The following is a 20,594-nucleotide window of genomic DNA, read 5'->3' on the forward strand; positions in this document are numbered from 1 at the left end:
ACAATGAAGAACTATATATATAGCCGTTTAAGTATTTCGTTTGCTGCGACCCTGTTGTTTTCTATTTCCGCCTTCGGCCAGACCTCGGACCAGAACTATGTCAGGACGCGGGTACCGCGGCGGGAGATCGGTACGGATGGGAAGCTGGATTCGCTGACGGGGAACAAGGACAGTGTGATGCGAACGGTCGCGTATTTTGACGGTTTGGGCCGTCCGCTTCAGACGGTTCAGGTCCAGGCGACGAGCAGTTCGAACGACATTGTTCAGCCATTTGTGTATGACGCTTTTGGCAGGGAAGCGTATAAGTTCCTGCCGTTTGCCTATTCGGGGACAGGCACGGGCGCCTACCGGAGCGACGCGCTGGTCAAGCAGGCGGCGTATTATGATCCCACGCCGGGCAACACGAACCCGCAGCAGACCAACGGCGTGGTGCGGACGGCGTACCCGTACGCGGTAACGGGCTTTGAGCCCTCGCCGCAGAACCGGGTGGTAGAGCAGGGAGCCGCGGGCGCGTCCTGGCAACTGCCGGGCACGGGGGATGGAGGCAGCGCCGGCCATACGCTGCGCATGGTTTACAGCACCAATGACCAGTCCGGTTTCAGCACAGCGGTATCGGCTACCAATATGGGGAGCCATAAGGTAGCGCTGTACACGGCCGCGGTGAATGCGGACGGGAGCCGGACGCTGGCCAGGACGGGGAATACGGCCACCTACAATAGCGGGGAGCTGTACCTGACCATCACGCGGGACGAGAACTGGCAGCCGGCGGACGGGTGCCTGGGCACCACGGAAGAATATAAGGATAAAGTGGGGCATGTAGTGCTCAAGCGGACGTATAACAAGATCAAAAGCGGGGGCAGCTATGTGCTGGAGATGCTCTCGACGTATTATGTGTATGATGATATGGGGCAGCTGGCCTTTGTATTGCCACCGGCCTCGAAGGGGGATAATACCACCGTTATCAGCGTAAGCAACCTGGCGGCCTATGTTTACCAGTACCGCTACGATGAACGTGGGCGGCTGATGCAAAAGAAGCTGCCGGCCAAAGGCTGGGAGTATATGGTGTACAATAAGCTCGACCAGGTGGTGGCCACCCAGGATTCCGTACAGCGGATGAAAGCGCCGCAGGAATGGGTGGTGAGTAAATACGATGCGATGGGACGGGTGGTACTGACGGGTATCTACCAGCACCCGGGGAGCGTGTCCGGGGCCGACAACCGCGTTGCCCTGCAGGCATTGGTGAATGCGCAGGACACCCTTTGGGAAAGACCTGCCGCCGCCGGTAACGGCTACACCAATGCGGCATGGCCTGCCACGCTTGCGGCAACGCTCAGCATCAATTACTACGACGGTTACAATAACATACCGGGTCTGCCTGCCCCGTACGACCAGCAAAGCAATACGGCATACAGCCAGCAGACCACCGGGCTGCTGACCGCCGGTAAGGTCAGCGTACTGGGGAGCACGAATATGCTGTGGACGGTGAACTATTACGATGAGGAAGGCCGTGCCGTACGCAGCTTCAGCCAGCATTACCTGGGCGGAACGGCAAACGCTTATAATTACGACGATATCACCACGGTATATAACTTTAATGATCAGCCGACATCCGTTACGCGCAGGCATTACCGTAAGAACACGGCCGGCACGGCAGCAACGCTTGCCGTTACCGTTTACGACAGCTATACTTACGACCATATGGGCCGTAAGGTACGCAGCTATAACCAGCTGCGTCACGAGGCGCTGACGGCGCAGGCGAAGGTGGCTTTGAACCGGTTCTATTATAACGGGATCGGGCAGGTGATCCAAAAAGGGCTGCACTCGCTTACCCCTTACACAGCCTACCTGCAAAGCGTGTACTACCGCTATAACGAGCGGGGGTGGCTGACCAGCATCAACAACAGTACGCTGAGCGATGACGGCGGGTACACCAACAGCGCCGGCAATGCCGCTTTCGGGATGGAGATCGCCTACCAGGGCACCAGCACAGGCAGGCCGCAGTACAACGGCAACATCTCGACGGTCAAATGGAAGCAGGGACGCACGGACCTGTCGCTTCCGCTGCCCGGACAGCAAAGCTACGATTACGATTACGACCGGCTGAACCGGCTGACGGCGGCGGTATCGACCAGCAGCGCTGCCAAGGACGGCTTTTATAACGAAGCGCTCACCTATGACCAGATGGGCAACATCACGGCCCTTGGGCGTAACGAAAAGGTCAGCGGGGTCAAGACGCAGATCGATACACTGAGCTATTCCTACAATGGGAACCGGCTGACGCGCGTGGACGATGCCTCGGCCTATAATGGGCTGGCGGGGTTCACGGACGGCGTGCAGGTGGCGAACGAGTACACCTATGACGGAAATGCCAACATGCGCAAGGACCTGAATAAGGGGATCACCAGCATTAACTACAATATGCTGAACCTGCCGGAAAGCATCACGGTCAACGGCAATACGGTAACGTATACCTATGACGCGTCAGGCAGAAAGCTCAAGAAGGTGTTTACGGCGGGCAGCAATATCACCACGACGGAATACATCGGCGGGATCCAGTACACGAACGGGGCGATAGACTTCATCCAGAACGAAGAGGGGCGGGCCAGGTTATCGGGGACGGTGTACAAATATGAGTACGACCTCAAGGACCATCTGGGCAACACGCGCACAACGGTGACCTGGGATGCGGCGGACGCTACGCAACTTACGCCAAAGATCCTGCAGCAGAACGACTACTACGCCTTCGGCTTATCGATAAAATCACTGGAGCCCACGGTGCCTAGCCCAAAAAATCAGTACCTTTACAATGGTAAGGAGTTGCAGGACGAAACCGGCCTGTACGATTATGGCGCGAGGTTCTATAACCCGGTGATTGGGAGATGGACGACTCCTGACCCGTTGGCGGAGAAATATCAGGCATTATCTCCATATAACTATGTTGCAGATGAACCTATCAAATTTATTGATCCAGACGGTAACGAAATTATTATAGCAACATCGGGAGGAGATTTACATTATAAAAATGGAAATCTTTACAACCAAAACGGTAAAATTTACAAAGGAAAAAATGAATTTGCGAATAAAACGTTAGCTGTTCTAAACCGGTTAAGTAATTCAAAGGATAGTTATGTAAAAAAAGTGATAGGGTCTTTAACAACAAGTAAAGAAAAACATTCAATTGAAGATGGATTTATTGGTGGGGTTTCTTCCACAAATTCGACAAATGATGTAGCATCAAACAAGGGGGATAGAAGTGACTCTATAATTGAAATTGATTACTCTCAAAAAGGGGAGGATGGTAAAACAGTAAATAGTGACGACCTTGTTGGGCATGAACTTTTTCACGCTTTTGATATACAAGAAGGAAATATGAAAGGTCAGGTATATGAGAAGCCATCAAATAAAAAAAAGGCTGAAATTGATGCTGTTAATTTTGAGAACCGTATTAAAAACAGTAGGGGAGACAAAAAGTTGCGAGACTCTTATGGTGGGAAAAAAATTGATAAAAAGAAAATAGAAGATCCAAATAAAAAAAAGGAATGAGAAAAATAATTTTAATATTACTGATTTTTATCTGCTTAAAAAGTTATTCACAAACAATTGACAAGGATTATATTAAAATTTTATCTACTAGATTTAAATATAATGATGTATACGTTGTTCTTCAAATACAGAATGGAAAAATGCAAAATGACATTTTGATGACGAATCATTTTTTGCACAACTATTATGAAAAATTAGGAGGAAATAAGAAAAAAGGTCCTTATATTTTATTTTTAGAACGTGTTTTTAATAATAGCGAAATAATATACTCTAGTAAATTAAACCCTCAATCGTACACAATAATAAATTCGCGACTTCCAATTTACCAACTATATGAAAAATATGGTATCAATTATATCATTAAGACTTTTTTAATTAGTGAAAATGGCAAGCTAAAAAATAAGCCGATGGAAATGAATACTTTGAATACTCTTATTAAAATTTTGTTTAATAACAAGTACCTTATTTTGTTTTCTGATTACTCTGGCAACTATTATTTCGTTAAATGCTAAGCCGACTTTTGGGGTTCGTAACTCACCTATTCACCTGATGGTCGATAACCATATTAGGTAGATAAGCCATTACCCCATGCTGGCGCATACCTACCGCGAGTTTGTAACTCGTGGTATTGCATCGATACAGTTTGTAACTGGGTTTCTACAAAATGTTCTTTGAAAAATCCTGCGTTAGCGATAGGAGCGGATACCGGCCTCGCGGCTAATGCTTCGTGTAGTATGAACGGATAACGCGGGCCGCAGGTAACGCCCAAATGGCTATAAGATTGGGCATTACCGTAAGAACACGGCCGGCACGGCAGCAACGCTTGCCGTTACCGTTTACGACAGCTATACTTACGACCATATGGGCCGTAAGGTACGCAGCTATAACCAGCTGCGTCACGAGTCGCTGACGGCGCAGGCGAAGGTGGTATTGAACCGTTTCTTTTATAATGGTATCGGGCAGGTGATCCAAAAAGGGCTGCACTCGCTTACCCCTTACACAGCCTACCTGCAAAGCGTGTACTACCGCTATAACGAGCGGGGGTGGCTGACCAGCATCAACAACAGTACGCTGAGCGATGACGGCGGGTACACCAACAGCGCCGGCAATGCCGCTTTCGGGATGGAGATCGCCTACCAGGGCACCAGCACAGGCAGGCCGCAGTACAACGGCAACATCTCGACGGTCAAATGGAAGCAGGGACGCACGGACCTGTCGCTTCCGCTGCCCGGACAGCAAAGCTACGATTACGATTACGACCGGCTGAACCGGCTGACGGCGGCGGTATCGACCAGCAGCGCTGCCAAGGACGGCTTTTATAACGAAGCGCTCACCTATGACCAGATGGGCAACATCACGGCCCTTGGGCGTAACGAAAAGGTCAGCGGGGTCAAGACGCAGATCGATACACTGAGCTATTCCTACAATGGGAACCGGCTGACGCGCGTGGACGATGCCTCGGCCTATAATGGGCTGGCGGGGTTCACGGACGGCGTGCAGGTGGCGAACGAGTACACCTATGACGGAAATGCCAACATGCGCAAGGACCTGAATAAGGGGATCACCAGCATTAACTACAATATGCTGAACCTGCCGGAAAGCATCACGGTCAACGGCAATACGGTAACGTATACCTATGACGCGTCAGGCAGAAAGCTCAAGAAGGTGTTTACGGCGGGCAGCAATATCACCACGACGGAATACATCGGCGGGATCCAGTACACGAACGGGGCGATAGACTTCATCCAGAACGAAGAGGGGCGGGCCAGGTTATCGGGGACGGTGTACAAATATGAGTACGACCTCAAGGACCATCTGGGCAACACGCGCACAACGGTGACCTGGGATGCGGCGGACGCTACGCAACTTACGCCCAAGATCCTGCAGCAGAACGACTACTACGCCTTCGGCTTATCGATAAAATCACTGGAGCCGAATGTACCGAGCCCAAAAAATCAGTACCTTTACAATGGTAAGGAGTTGCAGGACGAAACCGGCCTGTACGATTACGGCGCAAGGCTGTATGATCCGGTGATAGGGAGGTGGACCAATTGTGATCCACATGCAAGTAGCTATTTCTCAATATCTTCTTATAGTTACGTAAATAACAATCCCATAACCTCTATCGACCCAGATGGTAGAGATCTCATTGTATTAAGTGCACCCACACATGCTGGCGGATACGGTCATGCAGCCGTTCTTATTGGCAATGATAAAACGGGATACAAATACTATTCAAAAAATGGGACCACTGAACACAAGGGTGCATGGGGGGCTTCGGATAAGCATCCAGTGGTAGGACGAAAGTACGCGTCATTAAAAGAGTTTGAAGCAAGTGAAGATAATAAAAAGGATGGACCATATGAAAAAGCATATGAACTTAAAACAGATGAAGCAACTGATAAAAAGATGGAAGAGGCGGCAAAAAAGGCTGTAGAATCCGATTACAACGTTTTGGCCAATAGTTGTATTGATGTAGCATCAGATGCTTTACATGCCGGAAGGTTTGATAATGGTACCGGACCTAAGGTTTTTGGGATAATCCCTAACACTTATTTAACGCCAATCCCTAATGTCAGATTTAAAGCAATAATAAAGAATAACCCAGGAGGTGTTTTATTAATTCTACCACAACCTAAAAAGAAAAGGGAAGGAACCGTTACTGTGGGGCCATTATCAAAACCTACTGTTATACCTGATAACGAAAAAAAACCATAAAATACATGAAACTTCATAATACAAAGCTTATTAGCTTGTTAGTAATTATACTATTAATTAGTGTGATTGTTGGTCATTTCTTGCCTCCTACAGGAATATCGCTTATTCCCTTAATAGTAACGCTGATGACCGGATTAATTATTTTCACAAATAATGACTTAAGTATCCTTTTAAAATCAATCCTTACATATTTATTTATAGGGCTAAATGATATTGGTATTAAACTTTTTTCTGGGGGCATACATGACACAGAAGGAATGGGCTGGATTCATATGCTGCTTTTTATTGGGTTGGTACCTTGCTTTATTATGCTGATTATAGGTGTACTTCGAGATAAGGGTTCTGCTATTTTAATTAAGGTACTGAGCGTCCTGTTATTCATTTTGTTGATTTTTGTTCATCTTCAAATATTTGAAACACTAGGGGTTCAGGAAAATTAGCCCATCCTCCCGGTGATGTAAAGAAGATAGTTAAAGCCTGGCTGTGTGCTGGGCTTTTGTTATTTAATGAGCATACGCTTTTTTAGCTTTAAAATCCCGAATAAGTGCATCTACGACCATAAAGACCTGCTTTCTATCTTCATCAGGTAGTGCAATAACTTCACGAATGCGGTTAAGTGTGGAACTGTCCAATTCCATATCAGTTTTACCAACAAGAAAATCCAAAGAAACTTCCAGGGCATCGGCCATACGGATGACAACCTCAATAGAGGGTTTAACTTCGTCACGTTCATACCTGCCGATAATATCACCCGATGTTTCCACGCGCTTGCCGAGATCAGCCTGCTATCAAATCTAACAGTTAAACAAAAATAAGTGATATAAATAGCATCAAAGTAAGATAAGTCTTGTTTAATTCTGATATATCTTTTTTTGTGATAAATAAGTCGTAAAACTTTTTTTTAACATGTCTAAACTTATAACGGAAAATGCGGAGCTATTGATCTACCTGGACGGCAAACTGCGCGTTACCATCTTGGGCGGTATCAAGCTAACGGGCTTAGATTGTATGAAAATAACGCTGAAACTAACCATTACAGACCATAAGCAAAACGCATTCCGCCATAACTTAGACCTGTACAACAGCATCCAAACGGAACAACTCATAGATAAATCAGCCGAAGCCCTGGACATCAGCATAAATGAGATCATCACGGCAATAGGCCAGCTGACGACTGGCTTAGAAAATTACAGGTCGGAACGCCTGGAAGTTATGAAGCCTAAGCAGGTTGAAAAGAAGCAGCTAAGCGAACAGGAACGCAAAGTGGCTATAACGTACTTAAAATCCCCAGACTTGTTAACCCGGACAAAACAAGTGATAGCCCAAAGCGGCCTGGTGGGCGAAGAAACAAACGCATTGATCGCCTATCTTACCTATACTTCAAGAAAACGACATACCCCGCTGCACCTGATGTGCCTGGGCGCAAGCGGACCGAGCAAGACCTGGTTACAGGAAAGCGTAAGCGAAACTGATGCCGGAGGATGATAAAAAAGAGACCACCACGCTCAGCATGAACGCCTTTTACTAAATTTCGGCAAAGAAGAACTAAACATAAACTGCGCTGATTGAAGACATGGACGGCGCAGAAGCGGTACTAATATGAATTATAAACTTCTTTTTGCAGGAATAACTTTTTCAATAGTTGGATTGCTGATGTTCAATAACGTTAGAAGGCGAAAACCCGCTTCTGAGGATACAAACTGGAAAGGGCAATTGATGCCCCAATATATTCAGTTTTGGATGATAGCGATTTTGAGTATTATTGTTGGGATAGTTTTTATCTTGAAATCACTTGCAAATTAATTTTATGACTTTTAATACTATAATTGGACTTCTTGCTCCTATTGCGCTTTTGCTTGTAGGAATTATGCTTAGATTTTCGCCCAATGAAAGTTGGCGTTCTTACAGAAAGTATTGAATATTCTTTGTTCTAATTGGGCTATTATTATTTGTCTTAAAACTTTATAAGTACCTAATGCTGTGAAACAAGATAACGTAAACAACAAGCCCCGGTTAGGGGCTTTGTTGTTATAGGGCAGCTAAATTATTATTAAAGAAGTCCTTGAACTTCTTTTTGGTAAGCATAGTATCAATAATCTTAAAAACCACAGTGCGGTCGTCCTCATCCAGTTGGTTGATCATATTGATCTGCTCGAAATTAGGCTTGTCCTGAATGGCTACATCTACGGGTTGAACATCAAAGTGCACAACCTGGTCAATGGTCATGCCGAAATACCCCGCAAAGCGTTCCAGTTCATCAATAGCAATATCACGGGTATGTTCTCTACCTTATTTTAGCTGGTATAGGGTATGTTCACTTCAGCAGCAAGCTGCTTTTGCAGCATCCTTCTTGCTCGCTGTTTCGTAATGTTAGCGCCTATGGTCATTATGGTTGCTTTTTTAAATATCTCCTAAAAGCTATTAAATGATAGACTTGAATGCATAGAATATTTTTCCCTCCTGTGGATAAATAATCAAACTGATATACTATCAAAATTTGCCGGGGAAGGTATTTTTGCCTAAATTCGGTATGATGAAACGACCTGCCTTTATCGCGCTTTTCCTTTTATTTTTTACCTCGCTGTTAGCGGTTTCCTGCAAAGAATTCATTGAACCGTCGATAGAGAATAAAAAGGTTTATTTAAAGGCTCCGTCCGACGGTTTTCAAAGCAAATTATATAAGATCAGCTTTTGGTGGGATGAAGTGGAGGATGCCCTGGGGTACCGGCTGCAGGTGGTATCGCCTGGCTTTGCAGCCCCGGACCGGCTGGTGCTTGATACGCTGGTGAGCGGCAATAAGTTCAGCGTGAACCTGGACCCGGGCAAATACGAGTGGCACTTGCGCGCCGAGAACGGCAGTACGGTAACGGCTTACAGCGGTGCAAGATCGTTCGAGGTATTACAGTCTTCGATAAAGCAGCAAGCGGTCGAATTGAACGCGCCCGCTGATCAGGCCCAGATCAATAACGCCCAGGTGAACTTGCGGTGGGGAACGCTTTACGGCGCTGCACGCTACCGCCTCCAGATCGATACCAACAATTTCATCAATGAAAGCTCGGTCGTTTATAACGAGGCATTGCCGGGGAACGAGCTTGCGCTCGCTTTACCCAAAGACCAGTCTTACCAGTGGCGCGTGCAGGCGGAAAACGATACCGCGCAATCGCGATGGTCTGTTGTGAATCATTTCACGCTGGACCGCTTACCCCCGGGCAGGGTAAAGGCTTTGGAGCCGGCGGATAACCAAACGGTTAACAAGCCGGTTCACCTGCGATGGGAAAATGTAGCTTCCGCTGTCCGCTATCGCCTGTACCTGCTTAAATCCGATTCGGTTACGAGTTATAGTAAAAATTTCCCCGTTATCGTTAATGAAAATACCTATGACTTTCAATCCGGCACCGGTGGGGAAAGGATCTATTGGAAGGTAGCAGCCATCGATGCGGCGGGGAACGCGGGCACGGCCAGCGCGACGAGGAGCTTTATCATACCGTAGTGATGAATAAGAAGAGAACTAACCTTCTGCTGGGCATAGCGGTCATCATCATATGGGGCGGGGCAGGCTATCGTGTGCTTTCCGCGCTTGGTGATCAGGAGGAACTGCCGGTAGCGGCGCCATCAATGGTCAAAAGCCCGGCCGATGATTTCGCGGCGGTGACGGACACCGTGCAGCTGCGGGCAAACTACCGCGACCCCTTCGGATTGACGCCAGTTGCCATGAAAACCGACACGCAAACCTATATGAAGACGATCAGAGGTACGACGCCTGTTCCGCATGCGCAGGCCGATATGGGTTTTGTCAAATATGCGGGCTATATCGCCAACCCGGTTTCAAAGCGAACCCTGAGCATGTTGCTGATCAACGGCAAGACCATGATGCTCAATGAAGGGGAGAGTGCAGAAGGCATTAAGGTGTTGAAGAATATGCGCGACTCCGTCAAGGTCGCTTACCGGGGTCGGGTCAGATTTATTGTGAAGTCATCATGAGAAAAATATTGTTTTTTATATCCGTTTGCCTGGCTTCCCTGGGGCATACCACCGTTCGCGGGCAGCGTATTCCGGACGGCGGGATGCACAAGGTGCATATCGACCAGCCCGGGCTGACGGCCGATGCAGAAATTTTACCGGTGAAAAATCCGGCCCATCCCGGCGCTGGCCGCTGGTACTACTGGTTTAGCAGCGGGAGGCTCTACCAGACGCAGGGCGGCTTTGGCGGGCACCTGCTTCACGGGGTATTCCACTCTTTTTATGACAGCGGAGCCATGATGGAAAGCGGGAGTTTCGCCGCAGGTCTGAAGACCGGGACCTGGCGTTCCTGGAATTCCGACGGTACGCTTAAGCAAACGGTCAGTTACCAGGAGGGCCTGCGCTCCGGCCCTTTTGCCGTTTACGATGCCGAGGGAAAGGTCCGTCAGGAGGGAAGGTACCGCGATGACCTGCTGGAAGGGGCGGTAAAATATTATACGCGAAGTGATTCATCTTCCGTGACCTGGTACCACCGTGGCCGCGTGACCCGCCATCAGCCTTTATTAAAGCGATTGAACCCTTTCAAAAAACGCAACCGTGCCGACACCACAGCCATTGCCACGCCACAGCAGTAGACCGGGCAGGTTAACCGCCGCGTCGCTTTACATCGTTATCGTTGTCGCGCTGGTGATCGCTTTACTTTGCGAAGCGCTGATCGCAAGCGCTTTTTATTACCGTGCTTACCATGCGCAGCGGAACCGGCTCGACCGGTTGGATAACCGGGTAAGCTCCGGCCTGAACCTGATCCTGTCGGACGGGCAGCGTGCCGATTACCGAAACGAACTGGTGGACTTGTTTGAGCGGGGTGCGGACACGGTCAGGCTGAGCAGGTATTTTTGGGGTGGTTTTGATATCGGCGTGAGCAGGGCAGGCAGCGGAAGAGATTCCGCCTTTGCTGCTATCCTGATCGGTAACGAGTTGGATTCGCTCTCGCGTTTTGCCATATGGCTTGCAGACGAAGACCGGCCTTTATCGGTTAGCGGCAGGACGGCAGTCGTCGGAGACGTTTACCTGCCGAAAGCGGGTGTCAGGTCAGCGTATGTCAACAGCCACGGGTACGAAGGTGAGCCCGCCTTTATCGCTGAGGTGCACCGGTTCAGCAAGCGGGAACTTCCTGAGCCGGATATTTTGCGTCTGGCGCGGATCGATCAGTCCTTCAGCGCTGGGCAGGCGGAGGAGCGGTTTATACCAGACACCCTAACTGCAAGCTTCGGGCTGCCGACCCGCGAGTACCGGCTTAAAGCACCCTTTACGCTGAAAGCGCTCAGCTTACAGGGGAATATCATTATTCGCTGCGATTCGCTGCTGACCATCGATAGCACCGCGGCGCTGGAACAAGTGATGATCTTTGCACCGGCAATCGTTGTCCGGCCCGGGTTTCGGGGCCGCTGCCAGCTGTTCGCCCGTGATTCGATCAGTATCGGCGACCGTGCTGCGTTCGCCTACCCGTCGGTAGCCGCTCTGCTACGGACGCGCGCTGAGGAGGCCGGGAAGCAAGGCTTCATCCGTTTTGGCCGCAGCTGCAGTTTTTTCGGCGGGCTGCTTGCCTGGGAAAAGTTGCCCGGTGTCTTCCCGCCGGCAGTATACTTAGGAAGTAAAGGCACCTACCAGGGACAGATCTATACGGGACTTTTGGGCCTTGGCGATAGCACAGCCATTGCCGGCAGTGTGACCTGCCGCCGGTTTTTTTACCGGTCCGGCTTTTCCAATTTTGAAAATTACCTGATCGGGGCGCGTATAGATGCGCATGCCCTTTCGCCATTTTACCTTAGCCCGGCGGTGTTCCCCGGACAGGGGCCATCAACAAAAAAGATCGTACAATGGCTAAAGTAGCGAAGGTCGGGCGGCTGAAAGCGGACAGCTTACTGGAAGTGGTTATTGCGGCGGTATTGATCGTCGTTGTTTTCAGTATTGCCATGATGGTCTATGCCAACGTGTTGCATGCTTCACGCCCGGTTAAGCAAGTCCGCGCGGCTGCTTTTTTGAGACAAGCTGCCCGCCGGATAGAACAGTTGCAGGATACGGCGGTATCGGACACCGGTTTTGACGGTCCGCTGATACGGCGTTCGGTAACAGCGGCAGGCGGCCCGGGGACCGCGCACCTGCAGTTAATTGCCCTGGGGGAGCATAATGACACCCTGGCCGTTCTTGACAAAATTATTGTATGGCATGGGAAATAAGCATTTGAAGGCATTTACCCTCACGGAGATGATCATGGTGATGCTGCTGACGGCTATTGTCGTGGCAATGGCCTACGAAGTTCTCCGGATCGTTTACAAAACACACGCGGCCTTTGCGGCAAAAAATGAGCGGGTCAATGACGTGGAACGATTGGAACACTGGTTGCGGCGCGACTTTCAAAAGGCGGAGGTCATCCTTGGGAACGACCATTCCGTCCGCCTGTTAAGCACTGGCGATACGGTGTCTTATGTTTTTGCGGACAGCCTTGTTATTCGCCGGGCGGTGCGGGTGGATTCCTTCCGCATTGCGACAAGCGATCTGGTAACAGCCTTTAGGGCTCAGCCGGTGCAGGCCGCTGGTGAGCAGATGCCCATAGATGAATTGACATTTAGTATTTTGCTCGAAAAGCAGCAGCTTCCGGAGAATTTCTTCAAATGGTACAGCGCAACGCAACTTATCAACCTGACAAATGGCATCGATCGACATCAGTAACCTAAAAAAAACAAAGAAAAAACCGGCTGGAACACCGGAAAGTGTGGCCAGTCAAATTACCGCGCTCTTCGAAAAGGACTTCTCGTTCGGCGGCAGCGGGTTGGCTGATGAGAAAAAGGAATACCTTTATCTGGAACTGGGTGCGCTGCTGCGTGCAGGCGTGGATTTCAAAAGCGCGTTTGAACTGGTCGCCTCGGGGCAAAAAAAGCCGCAGGATGCGGCCCTTTTTAACCGTATACTGCAGGATGTTGTTGAGGGGGCGTCCTTCTCTATGGCATTGAAGGGATCAGGTAAATTCACGCTTTATGAAATTTACAGTATCGAGATCGGGGAGGAATCGGGCCAGCTGCAACAGGTTTTAGCCGATCTGGCTTATTTTTACAAAACGAAGATCACCCAGCGGCGGACGATCATCTCGGCGCTGACGTACCCGGCTATCGTGCTGTCGGCTTCCGTGGGCGCGCTGGCCTTTATGATGCGCTTTGTCGTACCGATGTTCAGCGATATCTTTCGGCGCTCGGGAGGCGAGCTGCCCTGGATCACGCAAAAAATGATCGCCATTTCGGACGGCTTCGGCCTTTACGGGGGCACCGCTGCGCTGGCGGTGATCGTCCTTATCGCGGTGGCCTTTTATTACCGCAATACGCTTTGGTTCCGGGACTACGCATCGCGTATCGTCCTGCGCACCCCGCTGGCCGGGCCCCTGACGCAAAAGATCTATCTTGCACGGCTGAGCAACGCCATGCGCCTGTTGATCAATGCCCGCCTGCCGCTGTTGCGCGCAATAATACTTTGCCGGCAGATGATCGGTTTTTTTCCGCTTGAAAAAGCCCTGGCAGTTATCGAGAGCGATATTTTAAGCGGTGTGCCACTGCATATGAGCATGCAGCAGTTCGCGGTCTTTCCGCCCAAAATGATCCAGCTGATCAAGGTGGGCGAACGGACCAATCAACTGGACGCTTTTTTTGAATGGATCGGCAGCCAGTATGTCGCCGAAGCGGAGCTGCAAACGGCTTCACTGAGCCGCATTATGCAACCGGTTATCATCATTATTCTTGGTATCGTCGTTGGCGTGATCGTTATCGCGATCTACCTGCCCCTTTTCCAGATCAGCAGTAACATACAGTAGCGTCCTACTTCTTGATCGCCTGCAGGTAAACGCTCATTTCGAGGGTTTGCCCTGCCTGCTGGCCGCCCTTGCGGGGCAGATAAAACTTCACTGAGCGCACCATCCCGATGCCGCCGGCGCGCTCCATATCCTGCAGCGCGCGCAGCAGGTTCGCATAACCACCGGCAAAATTGACCCGTTCAACAGCCGTACTGCTGGTCTGCAGGGCAGCCGCCTCTTCCGGTATTTCTTTGACGGTAATATTCCGTTGCCCGGCGATCAGGGCTGTCCTGGTGATCACCGCTGAACGGAATCCCACACTATCCAGGCTGTAGCGATCGGCGATCAGCTGCAGGTTTTTTTGTTTGCGGAGCATAAAACCGGGTTGTGCGCCGGCCCCGGCACCTGCGGTAAGCTCGGTTTTGAACTGTTGGTTGAGCCGCCAGGCCAGTAGCGTCTTCCGGAAGGCAGCCTGGTAGCAAATGCAGCAGAATAACACGACCGCTACAGGAAAAGCATATTTGTTTTTAAAAAGTTTTATAAGCATATCAGAAATTGATGATGATCGTGAATCCCCCGTTTGCGGTGTCGTTTGCCAGGCCGTAATCTCTGAGTTCGGCACGCGTTACCCACTTGAGCGACCTGATCCTCGCCAGCCACTCGTTAACCGGTAGTATCGAATTACAGGTGCCGGAGATGATCAGCACGTTGCCGGCAAACAATGCCGCTGACGGGTTGTCTGAATGCCGCGCGGTGAGCGGGTTGAGCTCAACCGCCGACAGTGAAATTTCGGCAGGCATCAGCGCGGCAGCTTCATCGATCATCACGGCCTTTTCCGGTGCCTTGCTGTAGCCGATGGACTTGACAAGTTCCTCGGTCTTCGCTGTTTTATCTGCTAATGCGGTAACGTCGGACGCTTGCGTGGAATGCAGGCTGAGCGCATCCATCAAACGTCCGTTCTCGCTGTTTAAATGGGTGAATAGTAAGGTATTGGCGAAAAGTAATACGAAGGCGGCGATGAGCACTATAGCACTATTTCGCTTAAGGGCACCTGCCTGGCGCAGGCTATCCATTTGCTCGCTTATTCTGGCAACTTTCGCTTCGGCAGGCTCTACCTGATCATATAAAATCACCTGGAAGGCAGCGGCATACGGGAGGAGCAGTTGTTCATCGATCTGGTCAACGCCCAGTTTGATAGCGAAACGGCTGGCACTCCCTTCGCGATAACGATATCCCGTCCAGTCCTTGGTCTCGCTGAATGTGATCTCATGCCCGTCAAAGCTGAACTCCTCCCCGTATTGGTTTAATTGCTCCAGCACCCCTTTGACCGGAAAGGGACCGAAGGAAAGCATGACCACGCGAAAACCTGCATTGCTCAGGCGGTCGATAAAAGGATCTATATCGCCTTTACGACCAAGGGAGAGGAAAGTTTTGCTCGCGGAGCCAAACTGCTGAACATGAAAATCGCCGGGGCCAGCACCCGGCATGAGTTGCATAAACAAGTCATTGCCACCCGCAAGGGGGGCATCGGCTGCCTTATGCAATATCCCTTTGCCCGTAAAATTAAGGGACACCACAGCCCCGGCGGGGAGTGCTGCCATGACGGTCTCCAGGTCCGGCTGATCTTTTAACGCGGTGCCAAGGTCAAGCCGGCTGCCGTTCCTGGAAACGCTCAGCGCCGAGATGCGCGTGCCGTTGCCGGTAAAGCGTATGCTGATACCGGTACAGGCGTTGATTTGGGTTAATGACTTTAACATTGCCTACCGGATGATGGTTGATTTGATCAACAGTAAAGTGACAACCTTGTCATTGGTCTTGGTCCGGCTGCTGAACAGCCATTTCAGGACCGGTATGCGGGATAGTAACGGTACGCCGGAAGCGCTTTCATTGTCCTCGGTACGCTCGATCCCGCCCAGCAGTATCGTGTCTTCCGATTTTACCCGGAGGTTGGTCTCATACTTGCTGACGGATTGCGGCGGGGGGGAACCGTCCGTGGGAATGCTGAGAAAGTCCGAAATATTGATCTTTATACTGAGCGTCACCTGGTCGTTGTCCGATACGACCGGGTTGATGTTGACCGACAGGTCGGCATTGACTTCTTTATAGATATTGGTGAAATATGATGTCGGGTTGTTGAGGGAAGGGATGACACTCTGGGTGACGTCCTTGTAATACGCTTTTTTACCGACGCTGAAGCTGGCCTGGTGGCCGTTCAGTGATGAGAGTTTCGGCACTGAACGAACCTCCACGTTGCCCTGGCTTTCCAGCGCGCTGATCGAGGCGTAGAAGTTCGGCGTGACGTGCCCCAGGTTAAGGGAAGTGAATTTGGTCATACTGTTAAGAAAGCTGTTGATCGATTTTGAACCGAAAGTGTAATTGATACCCGGCAGAACGGTGCCGCCGGTTTTCACGCTGTCGGAGACGCCGGCGCTGATCCCGGTCGCCACCGTCCGGTTTTTATGGACATCGATCATCGTCAGTTCAATAAGGACCACCGGTACCAATTCGTCCAGCTGACGAATGACCGATTCTACGGCGGCCACACGCATGGCCGAGCCGGAGAGCAGGATGGAGTTCAGTTCGCGGAACGGCTGGACCTGCAAACCGATGGTCAGTTCGGCAGGAAGCGAACGCATCAGGGTCGAATCCACGGCGCGTCTTTTGAGCTTGACCATCTTAAAGGTACCCACACCGGTCACCTTCCGGTCACCGATCAGGTAAATGCCTTCGTCCTGGCGATAACTGTATTCCGTATTTTTGAGCAGCATGCTGAGAAAGCTTTCGTAGGAGACGTCCGAAACATGGATGCTGATATTGCCCTTCAGCTCGGTATACAACACAAAGTTCTTGTTCATTTCCGCAGATGCCCGGCGGATCATATCGTCTATCGGTGCGTTGTTGGCATCAGCTGACAACAACTTCTTATCACCAACCTTCCTGGCAAATACCCCGGAAGACTGCGAGGGCCCCTGTGCCGGGCGTAGCATCCTCCGCGTCGAGGTGTTCCGGTCGCCGTTGACATACGTCTCTTCGTTTTCATCAAGGCTCTGGAAAACGTAAAAGCCGTCCGGCGTCCGCGTGATCTTGATGTTGTTGACATAGGCCAGTTTTTCCAGGGCGGCATCGAATGGCGCGGCTGCTATAAAGCCCGACACGGTTTTGCCCTGCAGGGCGACCGGGACGATCACATTCCGGCCGGAAACTGCCGTAATGCGGCGCGCAACGGCGCCCAGGCTGTCGTTATTCAGTTCGAGCGACAGGGAACCTGTCGAACCATCAAAAGCCGCGTTAACGACCTTTGGCACCGCGGGCAAGGTATTGATCGGCGGATGAAAGGGCGATATCAGGATAATGGAGCCGGTGATGTTGACCTCCAGGGTGTATTTATAAGCGAGGAAAGCGATGATCTCCGCAGCGGTAACCCCGTTAAAGGTGTCATAGACCGGGCCGGTCAGGGAAGGGTCTGCGCTGATATTGATGTTGGTAGCGCGCGCCAGCGCGTTCAGGTAATCGCGCATCGGCAGTCCCGTTACCAGGAGTTGCACCTTTTGCTTCAGGCCGGGAGCCTGTTGCGATAAAGCGGAGAGCTGGCTTTCGATCACCTTGATGCGGTCCTGGTCCTGCGCATATACGGGGCGGGAGAAGCAGATCAGCAGTATAACGCCATAAAAACAGGTAAAAATCTTTCGCATAAAATCTAAAAGTTAAACAACAGGGGGTATATTTCTTCAGCTGAGGTGGCGCCGTCACAGAACAGGGTAAACGCATTTTCGGCAAGCGTTCCGATGCCGCGGGCCTTCAACAGGTCCGTTACCTGCTGATTGCCCTTTTTTATTTCCGCGGAGAGTTCCGCATCAATGGGGATCACTTCGTAAATGGCTTTGCGGCCCTTGTAACCGGTATAAAAACATTCACTGCAGCCTGCGGCCTTGTAGCAGGTGCTGATGGCGCGGGGCAATTTGAAATGCGCGGGAAAGACAGCAGGATCAAATGTGACCTGCTTTTTACAGGCCGGGCAAAGCAGCCGGACCAGCCGCTGCGCCACAGAGGTGTTCAGGGTACCGGACAGCATAAAGGCCGGCACGCCCATATCGATCAGACGGTTGACGGTACCCCAGGCTGAATTGGTGTGGATGGTGGATAACACGAGGTGGCCGGTCATGGCTGCCCGGATAGCCATATTTGCTGTATCCTGGTCCCGTATCTCGCCGACCATGATCACATCGGGGTCCTGCCGCAGAAAAGTACGCAGCGCGGCACCGAAGGTCAGCCCGATGGATTCCTTAAGTTGCGTCTGGTTGATCCCGTCAAGCGTATATTCGATCGGATCCTCGATCGTGAGCACGTTCCGCGTCTCCTGGTTGAGCAGCTTCAGCGTCGCGTACAGCGTGGTGGTCTTGCCGGACCCGGTCGGACCGCTGATGAGCAGCAGGCCGTTCGGCCGTTTGACACCCTGGAGGTAATTGTCCAGGTCGCGGCCGGAAAAGCCGAGCCGGTCCAGGCTGATATCGGCCGCATCGTTGTTCAGCAAGCGCAAAACGACTTTTTCGCCGTGAAGGGTGGGCAGGACCGAGACCCTGATGTCAAATTTGGCTTCCGGACTTTCGAAGCTCATCCGTCCGTCCTGCGGCAGGCGCTTTTCGGCGATGTCCAGGTTGGCTTCCACTTTGATGATATTGACAAGCGAAGGGTAATCTGCCTGGGCGACGAGGTGGCGCTCGACGAGCAGCCCGTCGATACGCATGCGCACCCGGCACTTGTTCTCATAGGTTTCGATATGGATATCACTGCTCCTGAGCCTGCGTGCTTCCGCGATCAGCTTACGGAGAAAATTATCCGACTTTGCGCCTGTTTCGCCGGGCTGCCCGTTGCCTGCACGCTGGTAGTAGGTGCCGAGCAGCCGCTCGATATGTGCTTTGGGCAGTGGAAAAAGCCGTACAGCGCTTCCCAAAACAACGCTGATCTCTTCCTCAAAGGTTTCCGGGTCAATATCCGGCCCGCAATATAATTCAAAAACATCCGCTTTGCGCTCTTTGGGAAGAACGCCGTAATGCCAGGCCGTTTCCGCCTTTAGCTTGTGCAGTTCGTCGGTGCTGATGATGATCTCTTCCATATCAGCGAATCAGAAAAGTGAATAATTGATCGTCATACAGGTCATAGCAGCCGAGCGCCCAGTCGCCGGCTAAAAGCAAAAGCAACAGCAGCGCCTGTAAGCCCGCCAGCGGGATGTGATTGCCGCCCGCTTTCCGGATCCGGCTGTATAGTAGCCAGCCCGCAAGGACCAGCAATAGCGAAACCATGTAAAATAATATAAAAGTGAGTACCGGCAACATAAAGGCGGTGCATGCCATGAACGCCATGTCTCCCCAGCCGATAAGGCTGTCCGCAAGCACCACTTTTTTACCCTGTTTCAAAGTGAAGTACAGCTTCACCAGGGCAAATTGCACGACCAGGAACAGCAGGCTCACGGATACCGGCATCAGCACTTCCGAAGGCGGATAGCCGTGGCCCCACTGTAGACCTAAACCGCAAAGTGCGAGCAGCGGGAATACGGGCCAGGATACCGACCGCGTTCTCATGTCCTGTGCCAATACGGTTATTAAAAGCGCGGCAGCCGCTATTTTTAGCAAGAAAAGCACTTTAATCGGGGGTAACTTCTTTGATCGCCTTGTCCTGGTTGATCTCCCAGACGTTAAATTTTCCGTCGCCGTTAAAGTCGGTCACCGAAGTGGCCCGGGCCACGAAGCCGGTGTTGTCGGCCTTAATGATCTCGATGCGGTAATTCGCGGTGCCGGTCTTGTCGTCGGTGACCAGTTTGCGCTGGATAAAGCCGATCTCGGTCATATCCTGTGTGTAACGGGAATGTTCAAAGAAATAACTTTCCTCCAGGGTCTGCAGGTAGGCGAGCTGTGTTTTCGCTTCCGTACTTTTTGTCTTGGTGATCAGCGGCATAAAGGTAGGCAGGGCCAAAAAGATCAATATACCGATGATGACCAGCACAACGAGCACTTCGGTTAATGTAAACGCTTTGACCCTTCGGATCTTGAGCTGCGGTTTAGGTAATTTCATAATCAGGAATTAACCACTAATTTACCGTTTTTTCTCAAAAACAAAGTTTTTTTCTCCGATTTAATCATTAGCCAAGACATCATCGATTTGTTTGGTCCAATTTTTTTAACGGGATGAAACGGGCTACGAGACTTCTTTTTACCGAGTTAAAGTTCCTTTACGAAGGCGTCATTGCGACTCGCGGGACGTTTATTGCGGAGTGTGAATTTGGATAGGCTATCTGCGGTTTCTATCAACAATTAAACAATTATTTGACCGGTATTTAACGTGGCGTGATTCTAAGGTAGCAGTCATCATGTTTGTAAGAAATAGCGATCTTACAGGCGTTCTCAACAATACAAGAACTGAAATCAAAAATCCCCCATATCATAAGGCACCTAAAGGCCAAACAAGCGACAGAACATTTCGTTTAAAACAAGAACCCGACAAAGAAGTGGCACTTGAGGTAATGGCGTTTCATCTT

19 protein-coding genes are annotated in these 20,594 nt (G+C 50.7%); 11 read left to right on the forward strand and 8 right to left on the reverse strand.

What is annotated here, in order from left to right:
• Positions 1-3 precede the first annotated feature (3 nt).
• From GWR56_RS13465 to GWR56_RS13475, 3 genes are all read left to right on the forward strand, one after another.
• Positions 4-3,543, forward strand: coding sequence for a DUF6443 domain-containing protein (locus tag GWR56_RS13465; protein ID WP_162431748.1), 3,540 nt, complete (start codon positions 4-6; stop codon positions 3,541-3,543).
• An 861-nt stretch (positions 3,544-4,404) separates the two neighbouring features.
• The gene (locus tag GWR56_RS13470; RefSeq protein ID WP_162431749.1) at positions 4,405-6,261 is read left to right on the forward strand and encodes an RHS repeat domain-containing protein; all 1,857 of its coding nucleotides are present in this window, start codon (positions 4,405-4,407) and stop codon (positions 6,259-6,261) included.
• Positions 6,262-6,266: 5 nt separating this feature from the next.
• Positions 6,267-6,701, forward strand: coding sequence for a hypothetical protein (locus GWR56_RS13475; protein WP_162431750.1), 435 nt, complete (start codon positions 6,267-6,269; stop codon positions 6,699-6,701).
• Between the two features lie 63 nt (positions 6,702-6,764).
• Here GWR56_RS13475 and GWR56_RS13480 read toward each other — a convergent pair whose 3' ends face one another.
• Positions 6,765-7,025 carry a helix-turn-helix domain-containing protein gene (locus GWR56_RS13480; RefSeq protein WP_162431751.1) on the reverse strand — a complete coding sequence of 87 codons (261 nt, stop codon included), beginning with the start codon at positions 7,023-7,025 and terminating at the stop codon, positions 6,765-6,767.
• Positions 7,026-7,167: 142 nt separating this feature from the next.
• Between GWR56_RS13480 and GWR56_RS13485 the strand changes: the two genes are divergently transcribed.
• Complete coding sequence (locus tag GWR56_RS13485) at positions 7,168-7,746, forward strand: hypothetical protein (protein WP_162431752.1); 579 nt, start codon at positions 7,168-7,170, stop codon at positions 7,744-7,746.
• 543 nt (positions 7,747-8,289) lie between these two features.
• On the opposite strand, the gene GWR56_RS13490 is transcribed toward GWR56_RS13485, so the two are convergent.
• Positions 8,290-8,487, reverse strand: a complete 198-nt coding sequence (locus GWR56_RS13490; RefSeq protein ID WP_162429151.1) for a transcriptional regulator — start codon at positions 8,485-8,487, stop codon at positions 8,290-8,292.
• A 304-nt stretch (positions 8,488-8,791) separates the two neighbouring features.
• On the opposite strand from GWR56_RS13490, the gene GWR56_RS13495 reads away from it, so the two are divergent.
• The 7 genes from GWR56_RS13495 to GWR56_RS13525 are packed head-to-tail and all read left to right on the forward strand — an operon-like array spanning position 8,792 to position 14,083.
• A complete protein-coding gene (locus GWR56_RS13495) occupies positions 8,792-9,751 on the forward strand; it encodes a hypothetical protein (protein ID WP_162431753.1) in 960 nt (319 codons plus the stop codon).
• 2 nt (positions 9,752-9,753) lie between these two features.
• Positions 9,754-10,242 (forward strand): hypothetical protein, encoded by a 489-nt coding sequence (locus GWR56_RS13500; protein ID WP_162431754.1) that lies wholly within the window; start codon positions 9,754-9,756, stop codon positions 10,240-10,242.
• Positions 10,239-10,856 carry a toxin-antitoxin system YwqK family antitoxin gene (locus tag GWR56_RS13505; RefSeq protein WP_162431755.1) on the forward strand — a complete coding sequence of 206 codons (618 nt, stop codon included), beginning with the start codon at positions 10,239-10,241 and terminating at the stop codon, positions 10,854-10,856. Before GWR56_RS13500 ends, GWR56_RS13505 begins: the two co-directional genes overlap by 4 nt.
• Positions 10,819-12,114 carry a hypothetical protein gene (locus GWR56_RS13510; RefSeq protein ID WP_162431756.1) on the forward strand — a complete coding sequence of 432 codons (1,296 nt, stop codon included), beginning with the start codon at positions 10,819-10,821 and terminating at the stop codon, positions 12,112-12,114. Before GWR56_RS13505 ends, GWR56_RS13510 begins: the two co-directional genes overlap by 38 nt.
• Positions 12,102-12,461 carry a hypothetical protein gene (locus GWR56_RS13515; protein WP_162431757.1) on the forward strand — a complete coding sequence of 120 codons (360 nt, stop codon included), beginning with the start codon at positions 12,102-12,104 and terminating at the stop codon, positions 12,459-12,461. Before GWR56_RS13510 ends, GWR56_RS13515 begins: the two co-directional genes overlap by 13 nt.
• Complete coding sequence (locus GWR56_RS13520) at positions 12,451-12,954, forward strand: type II secretion system protein J (RefSeq protein WP_162431758.1); 504 nt, start codon at positions 12,451-12,453, stop codon at positions 12,952-12,954. Before GWR56_RS13515 ends, GWR56_RS13520 begins: the two co-directional genes overlap by 11 nt.
• A complete protein-coding gene (locus GWR56_RS13525; protein WP_162431759.1) occupies positions 12,932-14,083 on the forward strand; it encodes a type II secretion system F family protein in 1,152 nt (383 codons plus the stop codon). Before GWR56_RS13520 ends, GWR56_RS13525 begins: the two co-directional genes overlap by 23 nt.
• Positions 14,084-14,087: 4 nt before the next feature.
• On the opposite strand, the gene GWR56_RS13530 is transcribed toward GWR56_RS13525, so the two are convergent.
• The 6 genes from GWR56_RS13530 to GWR56_RS13555 are packed head-to-tail and all read right to left on the reverse strand — an operon-like array spanning position 14,088 to position 20,131.
• A complete protein-coding gene (locus GWR56_RS13530) occupies positions 14,088-14,609 on the reverse strand; it encodes a hypothetical protein (RefSeq protein WP_162431760.1) in 522 nt (173 codons plus the stop codon).
• Between the two features lies 1 nt (position 14,610).
• Positions 14,611-15,819 (reverse strand): hypothetical protein, encoded by a 1,209-nt coding sequence (locus GWR56_RS13535; protein ID WP_162431761.1) that lies wholly within the window; start codon positions 15,817-15,819, stop codon positions 14,611-14,613.
• A 3-nt stretch (positions 15,820-15,822) separates the two neighbouring features.
• A complete protein-coding gene (locus GWR56_RS13540; protein WP_162431762.1) occupies positions 15,823-17,754 on the reverse strand; it encodes a type II secretion system protein GspD in 1,932 nt (643 codons plus the stop codon).
• A gap of 5 nt (positions 17,755-17,759) precedes the next feature.
• Complete coding sequence (locus GWR56_RS13545; RefSeq protein ID WP_162431763.1) at positions 17,760-19,175, reverse strand: GspE/PulE family protein; 1,416 nt, start codon at positions 19,173-19,175, stop codon at positions 17,760-17,762.
• Position 19,176: 1 nt separating this feature from the next.
• Positions 19,177-19,692: a hypothetical protein gene (locus tag GWR56_RS13550; protein ID WP_162431764.1), complete on the reverse strand. Its 516-nt coding sequence runs from the start codon at positions 19,690-19,692 to the stop codon at positions 19,177-19,179.
• 10 nt (positions 19,693-19,702) lie between these two features.
• The gene (locus GWR56_RS13555) at positions 19,703-20,131 is read right to left on the reverse strand and encodes a type IV pilin protein (RefSeq protein ID WP_162431765.1); all 429 of its coding nucleotides are present in this window, start codon (positions 20,129-20,131) and stop codon (positions 19,703-19,705) included.
• Positions 20,132-20,594 lie beyond the last annotated feature (463 nt).

It is taken from the genome of Mucilaginibacter sp. 14171R-50, from assembly GCF_010093045.1.
Taxonomy (GTDB): Bacteria; Bacteroidota; Bacteroidia; order Sphingobacteriales; family Sphingobacteriaceae; genus Mucilaginibacter.